The organism is Streptomyces sp. NPDC051555 (genome assembly GCF_044454405.1).
Classification (GTDB): domain Bacteria; phylum Actinomycetota; class Actinomycetes; order Streptomycetales; family Streptomycetaceae; genus Streptomyces.
In genome coordinates this window covers 146,717-162,320 of the sequence record NZ_JBITDP010000008.1, presented here as the reverse complement: position 1 = coordinate 162,320, position 15,604 = coordinate 146,717, and the positions used below count along the sequence as shown (strand labels likewise).

General features: G+C 70.8%; 13 protein-coding genes. 3 read left to right on the top strand and 10 right to left on the bottom strand.

Features of this window, described 5'->3' with window-relative positions; translation table 11 throughout:
- Nucleotides 1–6 precede the first annotated feature (6 nt).
- Nucleotides 7–618, bottom strand: a complete 612-nt coding sequence (rpsD, locus tag ACIBEA_RS18885; protein ID WP_283451479.1) for a 30S ribosomal protein S4 — start codon at nt 616–618, stop codon at nt 7–9.
- 55 nt (nt 619–673) lie between these two features.
- Between rpsD and ACIBEA_RS18880 the strand changes: the two genes are divergently transcribed.
- Nucleotides 674–1,594 (top strand): DUF2470 domain-containing protein, encoded by a 921-nt coding sequence (locus ACIBEA_RS18880; RefSeq protein WP_399262240.1) that lies wholly within the window; start codon nt 674–676, stop codon nt 1,592–1,594.
- 6 nt (nt 1,595–1,600) lie between these two features.
- Here ACIBEA_RS18880 and ACIBEA_RS18875 read toward each other — a convergent pair whose 3' ends face one another.
- From ACIBEA_RS18875 to ACIBEA_RS18855, 5 genes are all read right to left on the bottom strand, one after another.
- A complete protein-coding gene (locus tag ACIBEA_RS18875; RefSeq protein WP_399262238.1) occupies nt 1,601–2,326 on the bottom strand; it encodes an HNH endonuclease family protein in 726 nt (241 codons plus the stop codon).
- A 62-nt stretch (nt 2,327–2,388) separates the two neighbouring features.
- Complete coding sequence (locus ACIBEA_RS18870) at nt 2,389–3,738, bottom strand: replication-associated recombination protein A (protein WP_399262236.1); 1,350 nt, start codon at nt 3,736–3,738, stop codon at nt 2,389–2,391.
- A gap of 44 nt (nt 3,739–3,782) precedes the next feature.
- Complete coding sequence (locus ACIBEA_RS18865; RefSeq protein WP_399262233.1) at nt 3,783–4,391, bottom strand: vitamin K epoxide reductase family protein; 609 nt, start codon at nt 4,389–4,391, stop codon at nt 3,783–3,785.
- Nucleotides 4,392–4,585: 194 nt separating this feature from the next.
- Nucleotides 4,586–5,848 (bottom strand): histidine--tRNA ligase, encoded by a 1,263-nt coding sequence (gene hisS / locus ACIBEA_RS18860; protein ID WP_399262231.1) that lies wholly within the window; start codon nt 5,846–5,848, stop codon nt 4,586–4,588.
- 8 nt (nt 5,849–5,856) lie between these two features.
- Complete coding sequence (locus tag ACIBEA_RS18855) at nt 5,857–6,564, bottom strand: MBL fold metallo-hydrolase (RefSeq protein WP_399262229.1); 708 nt, start codon at nt 6,562–6,564, stop codon at nt 5,857–5,859.
- 138 nt (nt 6,565–6,702) lie between these two features.
- Here ACIBEA_RS18855 and ACIBEA_RS18850 point away from each other — a divergent pair, with 138 nt between their 5' ends.
- Entirely contained in the window at nt 6,703–7,485 is a 783-nt protein-coding gene (locus ACIBEA_RS18850; RefSeq protein WP_399262226.1) for a peptidylprolyl isomerase, read from the top strand.
- A 179-nt stretch (nt 7,486–7,664) separates the two neighbouring features.
- A complete protein-coding gene (locus ACIBEA_RS18845; protein WP_399262223.1) occupies nt 7,665–8,894 on the top strand; it encodes a DUF349 domain-containing protein in 1,230 nt (409 codons plus the stop codon).
- Nucleotides 8,895–9,007: 113 nt separating this feature from the next.
- Here the strand turns inward: ACIBEA_RS18845 and ACIBEA_RS18840 are convergent, their stop codons facing one another.
- The 4 genes from ACIBEA_RS18840 to secD form a co-directional block, all read right to left on the bottom strand.
- Nucleotides 9,008–11,467 carry a RelA/SpoT family protein gene (locus ACIBEA_RS18840; RefSeq protein ID WP_399262221.1) on the bottom strand — a complete coding sequence of 820 codons (2,460 nt, stop codon included), beginning with the start codon at nt 11,465–11,467 and terminating at the stop codon, nt 9,008–9,010.
- A 566-nt stretch (nt 11,468–12,033) separates the two neighbouring features.
- Nucleotides 12,034–12,576 (bottom strand): adenine phosphoribosyltransferase, encoded by a 543-nt coding sequence (locus ACIBEA_RS18835; RefSeq protein ID WP_399262487.1) that lies wholly within the window; start codon nt 12,574–12,576, stop codon nt 12,034–12,036.
- Nucleotides 12,577–12,599: 23 nt separating this feature from the next.
- Nucleotides 12,600–13,670, bottom strand: coding sequence for a protein translocase subunit SecF (gene secF / locus ACIBEA_RS18830; RefSeq protein WP_399262219.1), 1,071 nt, complete (start codon nt 13,668–13,670; stop codon nt 12,600–12,602).
- 3 nt (nt 13,671–13,673) lie between these two features.
- On the bottom strand, nt 13,674–15,476 hold the full coding sequence (gene secD, locus ACIBEA_RS18825; protein WP_399262216.1) for a protein translocase subunit SecD: 1,803 nt from the start codon (nt 15,474–15,476) through the stop codon (nt 13,674–13,676).
- Nucleotides 15,477–15,604: the final 128 nt, after the last annotated feature.

The window sequence follows — 15,604 nt, the reverse complement described above, 5'->3', positions numbered from 1 at the left end:
GGGAAATCAGCGGGCGTAGTACTCGACGACGAGCTGCTCGTCGCAGATGACCGGGATTTCCTTGCGGTTCGGGTCACGGTCGAGGCGGAAGGCCAGGGCCTTCAGGTTGATCTGCAGGTAGCGGGGGGCCTCACCCTCGCCGGCGTAGCCACCCTCACGAGCAACCTGGAAGGGGTGCTTGTCGCGGCTGCGCTCGCGGACCGTGATGACGTCGTCCGGGCGGACACGGAACGACGGCTTGTCGACCTTGCCACCGTTGACCTCGATGTGGCCGTGAACGACCATCTGGCGCGCCTGGTAGATGGTGCGGGCGATGCCCGAACGCAGGACCAGGGCGTCGAGGCGACGCTCGAGCTCGACGACAAGCGCCTCGCCCGTCTTGCCTTCGGCCTTCTTCGCGCGGTCGTACGCGCGGGCCATCTGGCGCTCGGAGATGTCGTACTGGGCGCGCAGACGCTGCTTCTCGAGCAGACGCACCTTGTAGTCCGAGTTCTGCTTGCGGCCACGGCCGTGCTCGCCCGGCGGGTAGGGGCGGGCCTCAAAGTACTTGACGGCCTTCGGGGTCAGCGCAATGCCGAGGGCACGCGACTTCTTGACCTTGGGTCGCTTCTGGTTCACGTGGAACCTACCTCCATGTAAGTTAGGTGAGGCTTACCTTAGCGAGGAGGACGTAATGTCTCGACCACATGGGATCCCTCTGCCCAGTGCGCGTCGAAGTTCAGATCCAGACGAAACAGGATCTGCTTTCGGCGACGATTGGCAGAGTCAACCGCGTCCCAGGGAAGGCGCTCGACAGCTCACCGGAGCCGAGCGCGTACGAACCCTCGTAGAGTCCAACGCCTCAGTATCCCTCACTCTGCCGGGTGCTCACGACACGCACGAGCCCGACGGGTTCGGGACGGGAATGCCGGTCGCTCGGACCGTCACCCCGGACGGGGACGTGATTCTCCTTGTGTCAGGGGAATCCGCGGCTGCCAGGGCAGCCGCTCACGCCCAGGACGACGACCTCACCGCCGTGATCGAGATCACGGATGTGGCGCCGGTGTCCGTGCCCCATCGTATCCGAGGCCGCGCGTGGCTGGCGGGCTGGCTCACTCCGGTGCGCGGGGACGACCGCGCCGCCTGCGCCGCACTGCTCGCCGAGCGCCATCCGGTGGGCGAACTGCTGGGCATGGGCGAGGCCCTCGACCCCGATCCCGCCCCCGGCCGCTATGGGCGCCCCGCCTGGATGCTGCTGCGGCTGGAGGTCGGCGAGATCACCGTCGAGGACCTGTGGGGCTCGGGCCACGTGGACCCCGACGCGCTGGCCACCGCCGAGCCCGACCCGATGGTGGCCCACGAGACCGAGCTGCTCCAGCACCTGTACGCCGACCACGGCGACCGGGTCCGCGAGCTGTGCGGCCTGCTGGGCCCGCGCGGCGCCGCCGGCCTGGACGCGGTCCCGCTCGCCCTGGACCGGCTCGGCCTGCGGGTCCGCTTCACCGGCGCCGCGGGCGGCCCCTTCGACGCGCGCTTCGACTTCCCGACACCGGTCCACGACATCGGCGGGCTGCGCCGGGCGATGCACACGCTCTTCGCCGCCGCCGGTCACTGACGCCCGTCACCCGCCCGCCGGGCACGTGTCCAACAGTTCCTGGAGCGCGAGCTTCTCGGGGGCGGTGACGGACAGCCGGTACCTGTGCTTGATGCCGGTGTAGCGGCGCGCGTACTCGCACCAGTACTCCCGCCGCGGCGGGCGCCACTTGTCCGCGGTCTTGCTGCTCTTGTCGTAGTTCGTCTGCTTGTCCACCGCGAGCAGCACGTCGAGGTCGTTGGCGTACTCCAGCCGACGCTGCGGGGTCCAGGCGTACGCGCCCGCGCGCCAGGCGGCGCCGAGGGCGACGACGTGGTCGGTCTGGATCTGCGAGGCCCGCCGGTAGTAATGGGGGAGGGACGCGCCGGTATAGGGGTCGTGCAACACCCCGGACACCACCACGCACGGGTTGCGGTCACCCTCGCGCAGCTCGCTCAGATCGCGGCGCAGGACGTCGTCACGGGTGTCGCAGCCGTTGCGACCGCCGACGGCGTCGGTCTCGTCGGACCAGTACCTGCCGAAGTTCTCCCGCTTGTACGTCTCCCAGTTCTTGCCCCACTCGACGGTCAGGCCGGCCAGCTGGGCCCTGGCCGCGGCCGCGGCGGGCGGGAACCCTGGGCCGGTCAGCGGCGCCCGCGCGAGCAGCGCGGCCGCACTGGCCCGGGCCGCCGCTTCCCGCCCCTCGTGGTGGCACCCGCCGACCAGCAGCGCCGCCACCACGGCGAGGACGGCTCCCGCAGAACGCTGACCCATGGGACGACCCTAGGTCTGTGCCCGACCGCACGCGGTGCGGGGCGCGCCGGGATCCCGGCGGGTCAGTTCCCCCGCAGTCGCTCCCGCACCTTCTCCACCACGTCCGCGTACCGCGCCTCCGCCCCGTACCGCGTCGGCTCGTAGTACCGCTTGCCGTGGATCTCGTCCGGGGCGTACTGCTGCGCCGCGATCGCGCCCGGCACGTCGTGCGGGTACACGTACCCCACCGCGTGCCCAAGCTTCGCCGCCCCCTTGTAGTGGCCGTCCCGCAGGTGCGCGGGGACCGGCCCCGTCAGTCCCGCCCGTACGTCGGCCAGGGCGGCCCCGATCGCGGTGGTGGCCGTGTTCGACTTGGGCGCCAGCGCCAGCGCGATCGTCGCGTGGCTCAGGGTCAGCGCGGCCTCCGGGAAGCCGATCATCGCCACCGCCTGGGCCGCCGCGACGGCGGTCGGCAGGGCGGTCGGGTCCGCGAGGCCGATGTCCTCGCTCGCCGAGATCATCAGGCGGCGGGCGATGAAGCGGGGGTCCTCCCCCGCCTCGATCATCCGGGCCAGGTAGTGCAGGGCGGCGTCCACGTCGGAGCCGCGGATCGACTTGATGAGGGCGCTGGCCACGTCGTAGTGCTGGTCGCCGTCCCGGTCGTACTTGACGGCCGCCCGGTCGACGGCCTCCTCCACGGTCTGGAGGGTGATCTCGCCCTCGCCCTTGGCGATGGCCGATCCGGCCCCCGCCTCCAGCGCGGTCAGCGCGCGCCGCGCGTCGCCGCCCGCGATCCGCAGCAGGTGCGCCTCGGCATCGGCCGGCAGGGTGACCGCACCGCCGAGTCCGCGCTCCTCGGTGAGCGCCCGTGCCATCAGCGCGCTGAGGTCCTCGTCGGTGAGCGGTTCGAGGGTGAGCAGCAGGGAGCGCGAGAGCAGCGGCGAGATGATCGAGAAGTACGGGTTCTCGGTGGTCGCGGCGATCAGGGTGACCCAGCGGTTCTCGACGGCCGGGAGGAGGGAGTCCTGCTGGGCCTTGCTGAAGCGGTGGATCTCGTCGAGGAAGAGGACGGTCTCCTTGCCGTACCCCCCGGCGGCCCGCCGGGCGCCCTCGATGACCGCGCGGACCTCCTTGACCCCGGCGGTGATCGCGGAGAGCTCCACGAACCGCTTCTGGGTGGCCTGGCTGACGACGTACGCCAAGGTGGTCTTCCCGATGCCGGGCGGACCCCACAGGATCACCGAGGAGGCGCCGGCCGGACCGCCGGCCCCGTCGCCCACCAGGCGGCGCAGCGGGGAGCCTGGCTTGAGCAGGTGCTGCTGGCCGACGACCTCGTCCAGGGTGCGCGGGCGCATCCGGACGGCGAGCGGAGAACTCGACGGGTCCTTCTCCTGGCGGTCCTCGGCTGCTGCGGTGAAGAGGTCTGGTTCCACCCCGAAAGCCTAAGCGAGCCCACCGACAGTGCGGACCCCCACGCTCACGAGGTCCAGAAGTCCCACCAGCGCGTCAGGACCAGCATGCCGATGATCCCGACGTGCAGCACGGGCGGCACCCACGCGAACTCGCCGAAGAAGCCCCGCAGCCAGCCCGGCGCCGGCAGCAGCCCCTCCCGGACGTTGTGCGCGGTGACGTACCAGAAGAGGAAGATCGTCGCGACCCAGGCCAGGGAGCACCACAGGCACAGCGAGTTGATGTTGTACAGCGACTGGTACATCAGCCAGGCGCAGAAACCGACGCCGAAGAGGGCTCCGGCATTGAGGGTCAGCCAGTACCAGGGGCGGAAGCGGGCCCCGGCCAGCAGGCTCATGCCGACGCAGACGACGATCCCGTAGGCGACCAGGCCGAGCATCGGGTTCGGGAAGCCGAAGGCGGACGCCTGGTCGCTCTTCATGATGTTGCCGCAGGAGACGACCGGGTTCAGGCTGCAGCCCGGCGTGAAGTTCGGGTCCTCCAGCAGCTTGAACTTGTCGATCGTGATCACCCAGGCGGCGAGCAGGCCCGCGGCTCCCGTGATCACCAGCAGCCAGGCCAGCGCCCGACTGCCGCCGACGGTCCGCGGAACGTCACTACCGGTGGTGGTCGTCATACGGCCGCTCTCCCACATCCGTGCAAGCAAGGTCGACAAGCAGGGGCCATTGTGCCGTACCGGGCACGCGGTCCACCGTTCGGTGCACATAAGTACGCCTGACGGCAGGGCCGGTGGCGGCCGGGAGGAACCACCGCGACGGTCGAGCGGCCGGTCGTCGCGGCGGTTCGTGACCCGTCACCGACGGGCCGGGTTCAGGCCAGCTTCGCGCGCACCGCTTCGACCACGTCGGCCAGGGCGACCGGGGTCTGCTCCCCGGACTCCATGTCCTTGAGCTGGACGACACCCTCGGCGAGGTCCCGGTCGCCCGCGACCACGGTGAACCGGGCCCCGGAGCGGTTGGCGTCCTTCATCGCGCCCTTGAGGCCCTTGCCCCCGAAGGAGAAGTCCGCGGCGATCCCGGCCCGGCGCAGCTCGGTCACGGTGGCGAAGAGGGCGCGCCGCGCCTCCTCGCCCAGCGCGACCGCGAAGACCGACGTGGTCGCGGGGATGTCCAGCTCGATGCCCTCCGCCTCCAGCGCCAGCACCGTACGGTCCACGCCGAGGGCCCAGCCCACGGACGGCAGCGCGGGCCCGCCGATCATCTCGGAGAGGCCGTCGTAGCGGCCGCCGCCGCCCACCGCGGACTGGGAGCCCAGACCGTCGTGGACGAACTCGAAGGTGGTCCGCGTGTAGTAGTCGAGCCCGCGCACCAGCTTCTCGTCGTCCTCGAAGACCACTCCGGCCGCCGTCACCAGTGCCCGCACCTCCTCGTGGTACGCCTTGCACGCGTCGCACAGGTAGTCGCGCAGCACGGGCGCCCCGACGAGCTGGGCCTGTACGTCGGCCCGCTTGTCGTCGAGGACGCGCAGCGGGTTGATCTCGGCCCGGCGGACGGTCTCGGCGTCCAGGTCCAGCCCGCGCAGGAAGGACTGCAGGGCCTCGCGGTAGACGGGACGGCACTCCTTGTCGCCCAGCGAGTTCAGCAGGATCCGGAAGTCGCGCAGCCCCAGCGAGCGGTACGCCTGGTCGGCGAGGATGATCAGCTCGGCGTCCAGCGCCGGGTCCTCGGCGCCGATCGCCTCGGCGCCGACCTGCGAGAAGTGGCGGTAGCGGCCCTTCTGGGCCCGCTCGTAGCGGTAGTACGAGCCGGAGTACCAGAGCTTGACGGGCAGGCCGCCGAGCTTGTGCAGGTTGCCCTGGAGCGCCGCGCGCAGCACGGAGGCGGTGCCCTCGGGGCGCAGGGCGAGCTCGTCGCCGCCCTTCGTCGTGAGGGTGTACATCTCCTTGCTGACGATGTCGGTGGACTCGCCGACGCCGCGCGAGAAGAGCTCGACGTTCTCGAAGCCGGGGGTCTCGACGTACCCGTAGCCCGAGTTCTTCAGCGGCGCGGCGATCGCCTCGCGCACCGCCAGGAAGCTGGCGGAGCGGGGGGGCAGCAGGTCGTACGTGCCCTTGGGGGCCTGAAAAGTACTCACGAAACTCGTCACATTCCTCGTCGTGGAGCGGGGCCCGCTCCGTGGCCGGCGGCGACTTCCCTCAGGTAGGGGTTGGTCGCGCGCTCACGGCCGATGCTGGTCTGGGGACCGTGGCCGGACAGCACCACGGTCGAGTCGTCGAGCGGGAGGCACACACGGGCCAGCGATGCGAGCATCTCGGCGTGGGAGCCGCCGGGCAGGTCCGTGCGCCCGATGGAGCCGGCGAAGAGCAGGTCGCCCGAGAAGAACACCGACGGGATGTCGGCCGCTTCGGGGACCTGGAAGGTCACCGACCCCTTCGTATGCCCCGGCGCGTGCGCGACGGTGAACTCCAGACCGGCCAGGGCCAGCCGGGCTCCGTCGGTCAACTCGCGGACCTCGTCCGGCTCGCCGACGGTCAGCTCGCCCATGAGCGGCATCCCGATGGAGCGGCCGAGGGCCTTCTCCGGGTCGCTCATCATGTAGCGGTCGCTCGGGTGGATCCAGGCGGGGACGTCGTGCGCTCCGCACACCGGGACCACCGAGGCCACGTGGTCGATGTGGCCATGGGTGAGGACGACGGCGACGGGCTTGAGCCGATGCTTCTTCAGCGTCTCCTCGACACCCTGGGCGGCCTGGTGGCCCGGGTCGATGATGACGCACTCCTCACCCGCGGCGGGGGCGACCACATAGCAATTGGTCCCCCAGGCCCCGGCGGGGAACCCGGCAATCAGCACGTTCGTCCTCAATCGTCAGGTGGGGTAGGTGCAGATCAGAGCCTACCGGCGACGCTCATCACACAGCGAACCCATATACGGTACGGCCTCAACGGTTCCTACAGCCCACAGGCCCACAGCAACGAGGAGACAGACCCGGTGGTCACGAGCGATCAGCGGCGGCGCCAGCTCGCCAGGGAGAAGTTCGAGCGTCAGCAGGAGCGCAGGGCCACGGCCCGGCAGAAGGCCCGCAGACGGACCGCGGTGATCGGCGCGGCCGCGGCCGTGGTGATCGCGGTGCTGGTCGGCCTGACCGTGGGCGGTGTGTTCGACGGGAAGAAGGACACGAAGGACTCCGCCGCGGACCCGACGCCCTCGCCGACCCCCACGCCCAAGACGTCCCCGTCGCCGGCCATGGCGATCGACGCCAAGGCGAAGTACGCCTTCTCCCTCAAGACCAACGAGGGCGAGATCAAGATCGACATGGACGCGGCGAAGACCCCGCAGACCGTGAACTCGTTCAAGTCGCTCGCGGACAAGGGCTTCTTCGACACCACCAAGTGCCATCGGCTGACCACCGAGGGGATCTTCGTCCTCCAGTGCGGCGACCCCGAGGGCACCGGCATGGGCGGCCCCGGCTACACGATCGCGGACGAGAACCTCGACGCGCTCGGCAAGCCGGGCGCGGACGGCAAGGTCGTCTACCCGGCCGGCACGGTCGCGATGGCCAACACCGGCCAGCCCGGCTCCGGCGGCAGCCAGTTCTTCCTGGTCTACAAGGACAGCCCGTTGCCGCCCAGCTACACCCCCTTCGGGACGATGGACGCCGGCGGTCTGAAGATCGTCCAGGACGTGGCCAAGGAGGGTGTCGCCGACGGCGACAAGGCTCCCGCGCCGAAGAAGCCGGTGACCATCGAGAAGGCCGCCGTCACCAAGAACTAGTGCGGGAATAGCGTGAACGGACCGTCGCGACCGGCGAGATTGCGTCGTGCTGGATGCGGACAGCCGGGGCGGCGGTCGCCTATGTTGGCGTTGAGCGGGGCGGGCGCTGCCCGCCCTAGGAAACTGTGGACGATGCCAGGGGGCGAACACCCCCGCAGGCATCATGTGGAGGAGGCGCTGTGAGCAGCGATCCGTGGGGCCGCGTCGACGAGACGGGCACCGTGTACGTGCGTACTGCCGATGGCGAACAGGTCGTCGGCTCCTGGCAGGCGGGCACCCCTGAGGAGGCCCTGGCCTACTTCGAGCGCAAGTACGAGGGCCTGGTGGTCGAGATCGGCCTGCTCGAGCGGCGGGTGCGGACCACCGATCTGTCCTCCAAGGACGCGACGACGGCGATCGACCACCTGCGCACCCAGATCGACGAGCACCACGCGGTCGGCGACCTCGCCGCGCTGCGGGTGCGCCTCGACAAGCTGGTCGCGACCGTGGACTCGCGTCGCGAGGAGCGCAAGGTCCAGAAGGCGAAGCAGACCGACGAGGCCCGCCTCGCCAAGGACAAGCTCGTCGCCGAGGCCGAGGAACTGGCGCAGAGCGACCAGTGGCGCAGTGCCGGGGAGCGGCTGCGGGCGCTCGTGGACACCTGGAAGGCGCTGCCGCGCCTCGACCGCAAGTCGGACGACGAGCTGTGGCACCGCTTCTCGCACGCCCGCTCCGCCTTCTCCAAGCGTCGCAAGGCGCACTTCGCGTCCCTGGACGCGCAGCGCGAGGACGCGCGCAAGGCCAAGGAGAAGCTGGTCGCCGAGGCCGAGTCGCTGTCGAAGTCGACCGACTGGGGTACGACGGCCGCCCGCTACCGCGACCTGATGGCGGACTGGAAGGCCGTCGGGCGGGCGCAGCGCGAGTCCGAGGACGACCTGTGGAACCGTTTCCGCGGGGCGCAGGACGTCTTCTTCGCGGCGCGCGGCGAGGTCTTCGCCGAGCGCGACGCCGAGCAGGACGAGAACCTGAAGCTCAAGGAGGAGCTGGCCGACGAGGCCGAGAAGCTCCTGCCGATCACGGACCTGAAGGCGGCGCGGGCCGCCTTCCGTACCCTGAACGAGCGCTGGGAGGCCATCGGCCACGTACCGCGTGACGCGCGGCCCAAGGTCGAGGGCCGGATGCACACGGTCGAGCGCGCCCTGCAGGAGACCGAGGAGAACGAGTGGCGCCGGACGAACCCGGAGGCGCGTGCGCGCGCCGCGGGTCTGACCGGTCAGCTCCAGTCGGCCGTGGACAAGCTCCGCGGCCAGGTCGACACGGCGCGCGCCGCGGGCAACAACGCGAAGGCCGACAAGCTGGCGCGTGAGCTGGAAGGCCGTCAGGCGCTGCTGGACCAGGCGCTCAAGGGCCTGGAGGAGTTCGGCGGCTGAGTTCCCCGGCCTTCGGATTCGACGCGGGGCCCGGTGGTGGGAGCACTTCCCACCACCGGGCCCCGGTGTCGTTTCCGAGGGCGTACGGGCCCGCGTGCGGCCCGCCGTCCGTCCTACGGCCTGCGCGCCGAGGTCACGCGGTAGACGTCGTAGACCCCCTCCACACCGCGCACGGCCTTCAGGACGTGGCCCAGGTGCTTCGGGTCCCCCATCTCGAAGGTGAAGCGCGAGGTGGCGACGCGGTCGCGGGAGGTCTGGACGGCCGCCGACAGGATGTTGACGTGCTGGTCCGAGAGGACCCGGGTGACGTCCGACAGCAGTCGGGACCGGTCCAGCGCCTCGACCTGGATGGCGACCAGGAAGACGGACGACTGGGTCGGGGCCCATTCGACCGCGAGGATCCGCTCGGGCTGCTGCGAGAGCGAGTCGACGTTGACGCAGTCGGCCCGGTGAACCGATACGCCGCTGCCGCGGGTGACGAATCCGATGATCGGGTCGCCGGGCACCGGCGTGCAGCAGCGGGCGAGCTTCACCCAGACGTCGTCGACGCCCTTGACCACCACGCCGGGGTCGGCGTTGTTGCGCCGCTTGCCGCGGGTGCGCGAGGGCGGGACGCTCTCCTCCATGTCCTCGTTGGCCGCGTCCTCGCCGCCGAGGGCCTGGACCAGCTTCTGCACGACGCCCTGCGCGGCCACGTGGCCCTCGCCGATCGCCGCGTAGAGCGAGGAGATGTCGGGGTAGCGCATCTCGTGGGCGAGGGTGACGAGCGAGTCGCCGGTGAGGATCCGCTGGATCGGCAGGTTCTGCTTGCGCATGGCCCGCGCGATGGCGTCCTTGCCCTGCTCGATGGCCTCGTCGCGGCGCTCCTTGGAGAACCAGGCGCGGATCTTGTTGCGGGCGCGCGGGGACTTGACGAAGCCCAGCCAGTCGCGGGACGGGCCCGCGCCCTCGGCCTTGGAGGTGAAGACCTCGATCAGGTCGCCGTTGTCGAGGGTGGATTCGAGCGGGACCAGCCGCCCGTTGACCCGTGCCCCTATGGTCCGGTGGCCGACCTCGGTGTGGACGGCGTACGCGAAGTCCACCGAGGTGGCGCCCGCGGGCAGGGCGATGACGTCGCCCTTGGGCGTGAAGACGAACACCTCGTTGCGCGAGAGGTCGAAGCGCAGCGAGTCGAGGAACTCGCCCGGGTCCTCGGTCTCCTTCTGCCAGTCGAGCAACTGGCGCAGCCAGGCCATGTCGTTGACGGTGTCCTGGCCCGCGGTGCCCTTGGCGGCCTGCGGGACGTCGGTGCGGACCTTGGAGGCTCCGGCGACCGTCTGCTGCTTGTACTTCCAGTGCGCGGCGATGCCGTACTCGGCGCGGCGGTGCATGTCGAAGGTGCGGATCTGCAGCTCGACGGGCTTGCCGCTGGGGCCGATGACCGTCGTGTGCAGCGACTGGTACATGTTGAACTTGGGCATCGCGATGTAGTCCTTGAACCGGCCGGGGACCGGGTTCCATCGCGCGTGCACGGTGCCGAGGGCGGCGTAACAGTCCCGGACGGTGTCGACCAGCACCCGGATGCCGACCAGGTCGTAGATCTCCGCGAAGTCGCGCCCGCGGACGATCATCTTCTGGTAGACGCTGTAGTAGTGCTTGGGCCGGCCGGTGACGGTGGCCTTGATGCGGGCGGCGCGCAGGTCGCTCTGCACCTCGTCGGTGACGATGGTGAGGTACTCGTCCCGCTTGGGCGCGCGCTCGGCGACGAGGCGGACGATCTCGTCGTACATCTTGGGGTAGAGGATCGCGAAGGCGAGGTCCTCCAGCTCCCACTTGATGGTGTTCATGCCCAGGCGGTGGGCCAGCGGAGCGTAGATCTCCAGCGTCTCGCGGGCCTTCTTCTCCTGCTTCTCCCGCTTGAGGTACCGCATGGTGCGCATGTTGTGCAGGCGGTCGGCGAGCTTGATGACCAGGACGCGGGGGTCCTTGGCCATGGCCACGACCATCTTGCGGACGGTCTCGGCCTGGGCCGCTTCGCCGAACTTGACCCGGTCGAGTTTGGTGACGCCGTCCACGAGGAGCGCGACGGCGTCGCCGAAGTCGCGTCTGAGCTGTTCCAGGCCGTACTCGGTGTCCTCTACGGTGTCGTGGAGGAGACCGGCCATCAGGGTGGCGGGGTCCATGCCCAGCTCGGCGAGGATGGTCGTCACCGCGAGCGGGTGGGTGATGTACGGGTCGCCGCTCTTGCGCTTCTGGCCGCGGTGCCAGCGCTCGGCGACCTGGTACGCCTGCTCGATCTGGCGCAGCGTCGCCGTCTCGATCTTCGGGTCGTTGCTGCGGACTATGCGCAGCAGGGGTTCCAGGACCGGGTTGTACGGGTTGGAACGCTGCACGCCCAGCCGGGCGAGACGGGCGCGCACCCGGTTGGAGGACCCGGCGGACTTCGCGGGCGCGGGGCGCGCCGGGGCGGGTGCGGGTGCGGCGGCCGGTGCGGGGGCCGGTGCCGGCGGGGGCGTGGCGGCCGCCGCGGGCTGCGCGGGCTCGCCCTGCGGGTCGGGCTGCGCGGCGGAGAGTGGCTGGACCTCGTCTGGCAAGAGCGCTCCTCATGCGGATCCGGGGCCCGGTCAGGTCCGGATAACCCATGGTAGCGAGGCTTGCGCCCCCTCGTCCGCCCCGCCCACCCTCCGGACCCCGCAGCGGCACCCGGCCGTGGGCGGACCAGCTTGGGCCCCGCGCCCAGCGCCCGACTGGGCCCGGGGGCCCAGGCGCGGCCCGGAGCGGCCCGGGTGGGGCTGGCCGAGGGCCGAGTGCGGCCCCGGATGGCCTCCGGCGGCGCCTCAAACGCCGGCGAGGCTGCAATGCCCACCCCAAGGCCGGCCGAGCAACGGCGCCAGCCCCATCAAGCCCCGCCGGCGATTGAGGCGCCGCCGGAGGCACCCGCGGGCACACGCACCGCACCGCCGACCGCCGACCACCGAGCCCCGCCACATCAAGCCCCGCCGGCGATTGAGGCGCCGCCGGAGGCACGCGCGGGCACGCGCACCGCACCGCCGAGCAACGGCACCCGCCACGCCCGGCCCCGCCGGGGGGCGCGACCGGCAACGCCGGAGCGGCGGGCCCCCGCAAGGGGACCCGCCGCTCCGGCACGCGCAGCGCGACGTCAGACGACGATCAGCGCATCCAGCGGCGCCCCGCCGAGGACCGGCTCCAGCCGGGCCCGGCCCGGCAGGAACGACAGTTCCATCAGCACCGCGACCCCCGCCACCTCGGCCCCGGCCCGCCGGATCAGCTCCAGCGAGGCCCCGGCCGTACCACCGGTGGCCAGCACGTCATCGATGACCATGACCCGGTCACCCGGCGCCAGGTCCTCCGCGTGGACCTCGATCTCCGCGGTGCCGTACTCCAGCTCGTACGACTGGGCCAGGGTCGCCCCCGGCAGCTTGCCCGCCTTGCGGACCGGCACGAAGCCGATCCCCGACCGGACCGCGGCCGGGGCCGCCAGGATGAACCCGCGCGCCTCCAGCCCGACGATCTTCGTCGCGCCACGGGCTTCGCACAGCCCCGCCAGCACGTCCGTCAGCGCGGAGAACGCCGCCGGGTCCGCCAGCAGCGGGGTGATGTCCTTGAACAACACGCCCGGCTTCGGGTAGTCCGGTACGTCCTTGATGCGGCTGAGCAGCAGCTCGCGCACCCCTTCGGGCAGCTCCACGGGCACGCCGACCGCGCTCACCGGCGCCGTCCCGAAGCCCGACCGCCACGGCCCTGGGCCACGACACCGCTGTCGTCGCCCGTCTCCTCGGAGGCGTCGTCAGCCGACTCCCCCTTGGCCTCGGCGGCGGCCCGCTTGGCGAGCACCCGCTTCTTGAGCGCCTTCATCGCCGGCTCGCGCTCCTTGAGGTCGACGACCAGCGGGGTCGCGATGAAGATCGAGGAGTACGCACCGGCGGCGAGGCCGACGAACAGCGACAGCGAGATGTCGTTGAGCATGCCCGCGCCGAGGAAGCCGCCGCCGATGAACAGCAGCGCCCCGACCGGGAGCAGCGCCACGACGGTGGTGTTGATCGAGCGGACCAGGGTGCCGTTGATGCTGCGGTTGGCGACCTCGCTGAAGGTCCAGCGGGTCTGCTTGGTGATGTCCTTCGACCCCTCCTTGAGACCGTCGAAGACGACGACGGTGTCGTAGAGGGAGTAACCGAGGATGGTCAGCAGACCGATCACGGTGCCCGGGGTGACCTCGAAGCCGACGAGCGCGTACACGCCGACGGTGATGGTGAGGTCGTGGATCAGGGCGATGAGCGCGGCGACGGCCATCCGCCACTCGAAGGCGATCGCGAGGTAGATCACCACGAGGATCATGAAGACCCCGAGGCCGGTCCAGGCCTTGTTGGCGATCTGCTCACCCCAGCTCGCGCCGACCTGGTCCGAGTTGATGTCGGCGGCATTGACCTTGAGGTCGGTGGCGAGCTGCTTCTTCACCTCGGCGGCGGCGGACGGGTCCAGGTCCGAGATCTGGATGCGCAGGCCGCCGGTGCCCAGCTTCTGCACGATCGCTTCGTGACCGGAGACCTTCGCGGCGGATTCGGTGGCCTTGGCGATCGAGGCGGTCGTCTTCGGGGTGGTGAAGACGGCACCGCCCTTGAACTCGATGCCCATGTTGAGGCCCTGTACGGCCAGGGCCACGATCGCCGTGATGGTGATCAGGATGGAAACGCCGTACCAGAGAAAGCGCTTGCCGACGAAGTCGTATCCGACCTCACCGCGGTACAGCTTGGCGCCGAGATCTCCCAGCTTCGACATCTCTCACGCCTCCTTTGCGTCGACGGGGGCGGAGACAGCGGCGGCGGCGTCCGTACCGGCACCGGTGCGCCGGGAGCGGCGCAGCGGGGGCTTGGCACCGAGTCGCTTCGGGTCCAGCCCGGACCACGGGTGGCCGCTGGAGAAGAACTTCGTGCGGGCCAGCAGGGTCATGACCGGCTTGGTGAAGAGGAACACCACGACCACGTCGAGCAGGGTGGTGAGACCCAGGGTGAAGGCGAAGCCCTGCACCTTGCCGACGGTGACGATGAAGAGCACCGCGGCGGCCAGGAACGACACGAAGTCGGAGACCAGGATGGTGCGACGGGCGCGCGGCCAGGCCCGCTCGACGGCCGGACGCAGCGTGCGGCCCTCGCGGATCTCGTCGCGGATGCGTTCGAAGTAGACGATGAACGAGTCCGCGGTGATGCCGATGGCGACGATCGCACCGCAGACGGCGGGCAGGTTCAGCGCGAAGCCGATGGCCTTCCCGAGCAGCGACATGATCTCGTAGGTGAGGATGCCGGACACCACGAGGCTGATGATCGCGATGAACGCGAGGCCGCGGTAGTAGGCCAGCAGGTAGATCACGACGAGGGCGAGGCCGATGGCGCCGGCGATGAGACCGGCCTTCAGCTGCTCGCTACCGAGCGCGGCGGTGACGGTGGTGACGTTGTCCTCCTGGAAGGACAGCGGCAGGGCGCCGTACGAGAGCATGTTGCCCAGGTCCTGCGCGGTCTGCTGGGTGAAGCCACCGGAGATCTCGGCGCTGCCGCCGGTCAGGGCCTGGCTCACGTACGGGTCCGAGACGACGTTGTTGTCGAGGACGATCGCGAACTGGTTCTGCGGGGACTGCTTGGTCGCCAGCTCGCCGGTGATCTTGGCGAACTTGTCGGAACCCTTGTCGGTGAACTGCATGGTGACGATCCACTGACCGCGCTGGGTGTCGATGACGCCCTTCGCGTCCTTGACGTCCTTGCCGTCGACACCGGCCGGGCCGAGCAGCCACTTGCCCCAGGTGCCGCCGCGCTGGCCGCAGGCGAGCGTCGCGTCACCGGGCTTGACGCCCTGGCCGATGGCCGCGCGCTGCTTCTCGTCGGTGCAGTCGAGGGCGATGAACTTCGCCTGCAGGTCGGCGACCGCCGCGTCGGCGCCCGAGGGCGTCGGGGTGGGGGCCTTGGCGTCGTCTGCCTTCTTCGACTCGCTCGCGGAGGGCGAGGGAGAGGGGCTGCCGGTGGCCATCAGGGCCTCGGGTACGGCGCGGCCCTGGGAAGTGGCGCTGGACGACGGGCTGGGCGACTTGTCGCCATCGGCCTTCGGGGCACCGGAGGTGCTCGCCGAGGGGGACGGGCTGCCGGAGGCGCCCGTGGACGGAGTGGGCTGGGGGGCGATCGGCTTGCCGTCCGCGAAGGCGAGGACGGGGCGGAAGTACAGCTGCGCCGTCGTACCGACCTGGTCGCGCGCCTGCTTCTCGTTCGCACCCTTGGGGATGTTCACGATGATGTGGTCGCGGCCCTGGGTCTGGACCTCGGCCTCCGAGACGCCGAGACCGTTGACGCGGCGCTCGATGATGCCGACCGCCGTGTTCATGTTGGTCTCGTTGATCGCGTCCGGCTTGCCGGGCTCGCTCTTGGCCTTGAGCGTGATGCTCGTGCCGCCCGCGAGGTCGATGCCAAGCCGGGGAGTCGTCTGATGGGTCAGGAACATCCCCGCGGTGAGCGCCACCATCGCGATCAGGATGAAGGCCAGGGCGCGCCCCGGCCTCCCCTGAGCCCCCGTGGGCCGCCGGCCCTTCTTCGGTGCTGCCACCTTGTCGTATCTCCCTGTCCAACCGCCCCGCGCCGGGTCAGCGCGCAGACGGCCACGAAATGTGTGTGGGGACCCCTGCCCCCCGCAGAATCGGGTCACTGAAGGGGACCGCCGCGGCCTCCGATCAG

Excerpts from the sequence above, each read along its gene's own strand:
- ACIBEA_RS18865 (WP_399262233.1), bottom strand. The coding sequence starts at position 4,391 with ATGACGACCACCACCGGTAGTGACGTTCCGCGGACCGTCGGCGGCAGT.
- ACIBEA_RS18880 (WP_399262240.1), top strand. The coding sequence starts at position 674 with ATGTCTCGACCACATGGGATCCCTCTGCCCAGTGCGCGTCGAAGTTCA.
- secF (WP_399262219.1), bottom strand. The coding sequence starts at position 13,670 with ATGTCGAAGCTGGGAGATCTCGGCGCCAAGCTGTACCGCGGTGAGGTC.
- ACIBEA_RS18875 (WP_399262238.1), bottom strand. The coding sequence starts at position 2,326 with ATGGGTCAGCGTTCTGCGGGAGCCGTCCTCGCCGTGGTGGCGGCGCTG.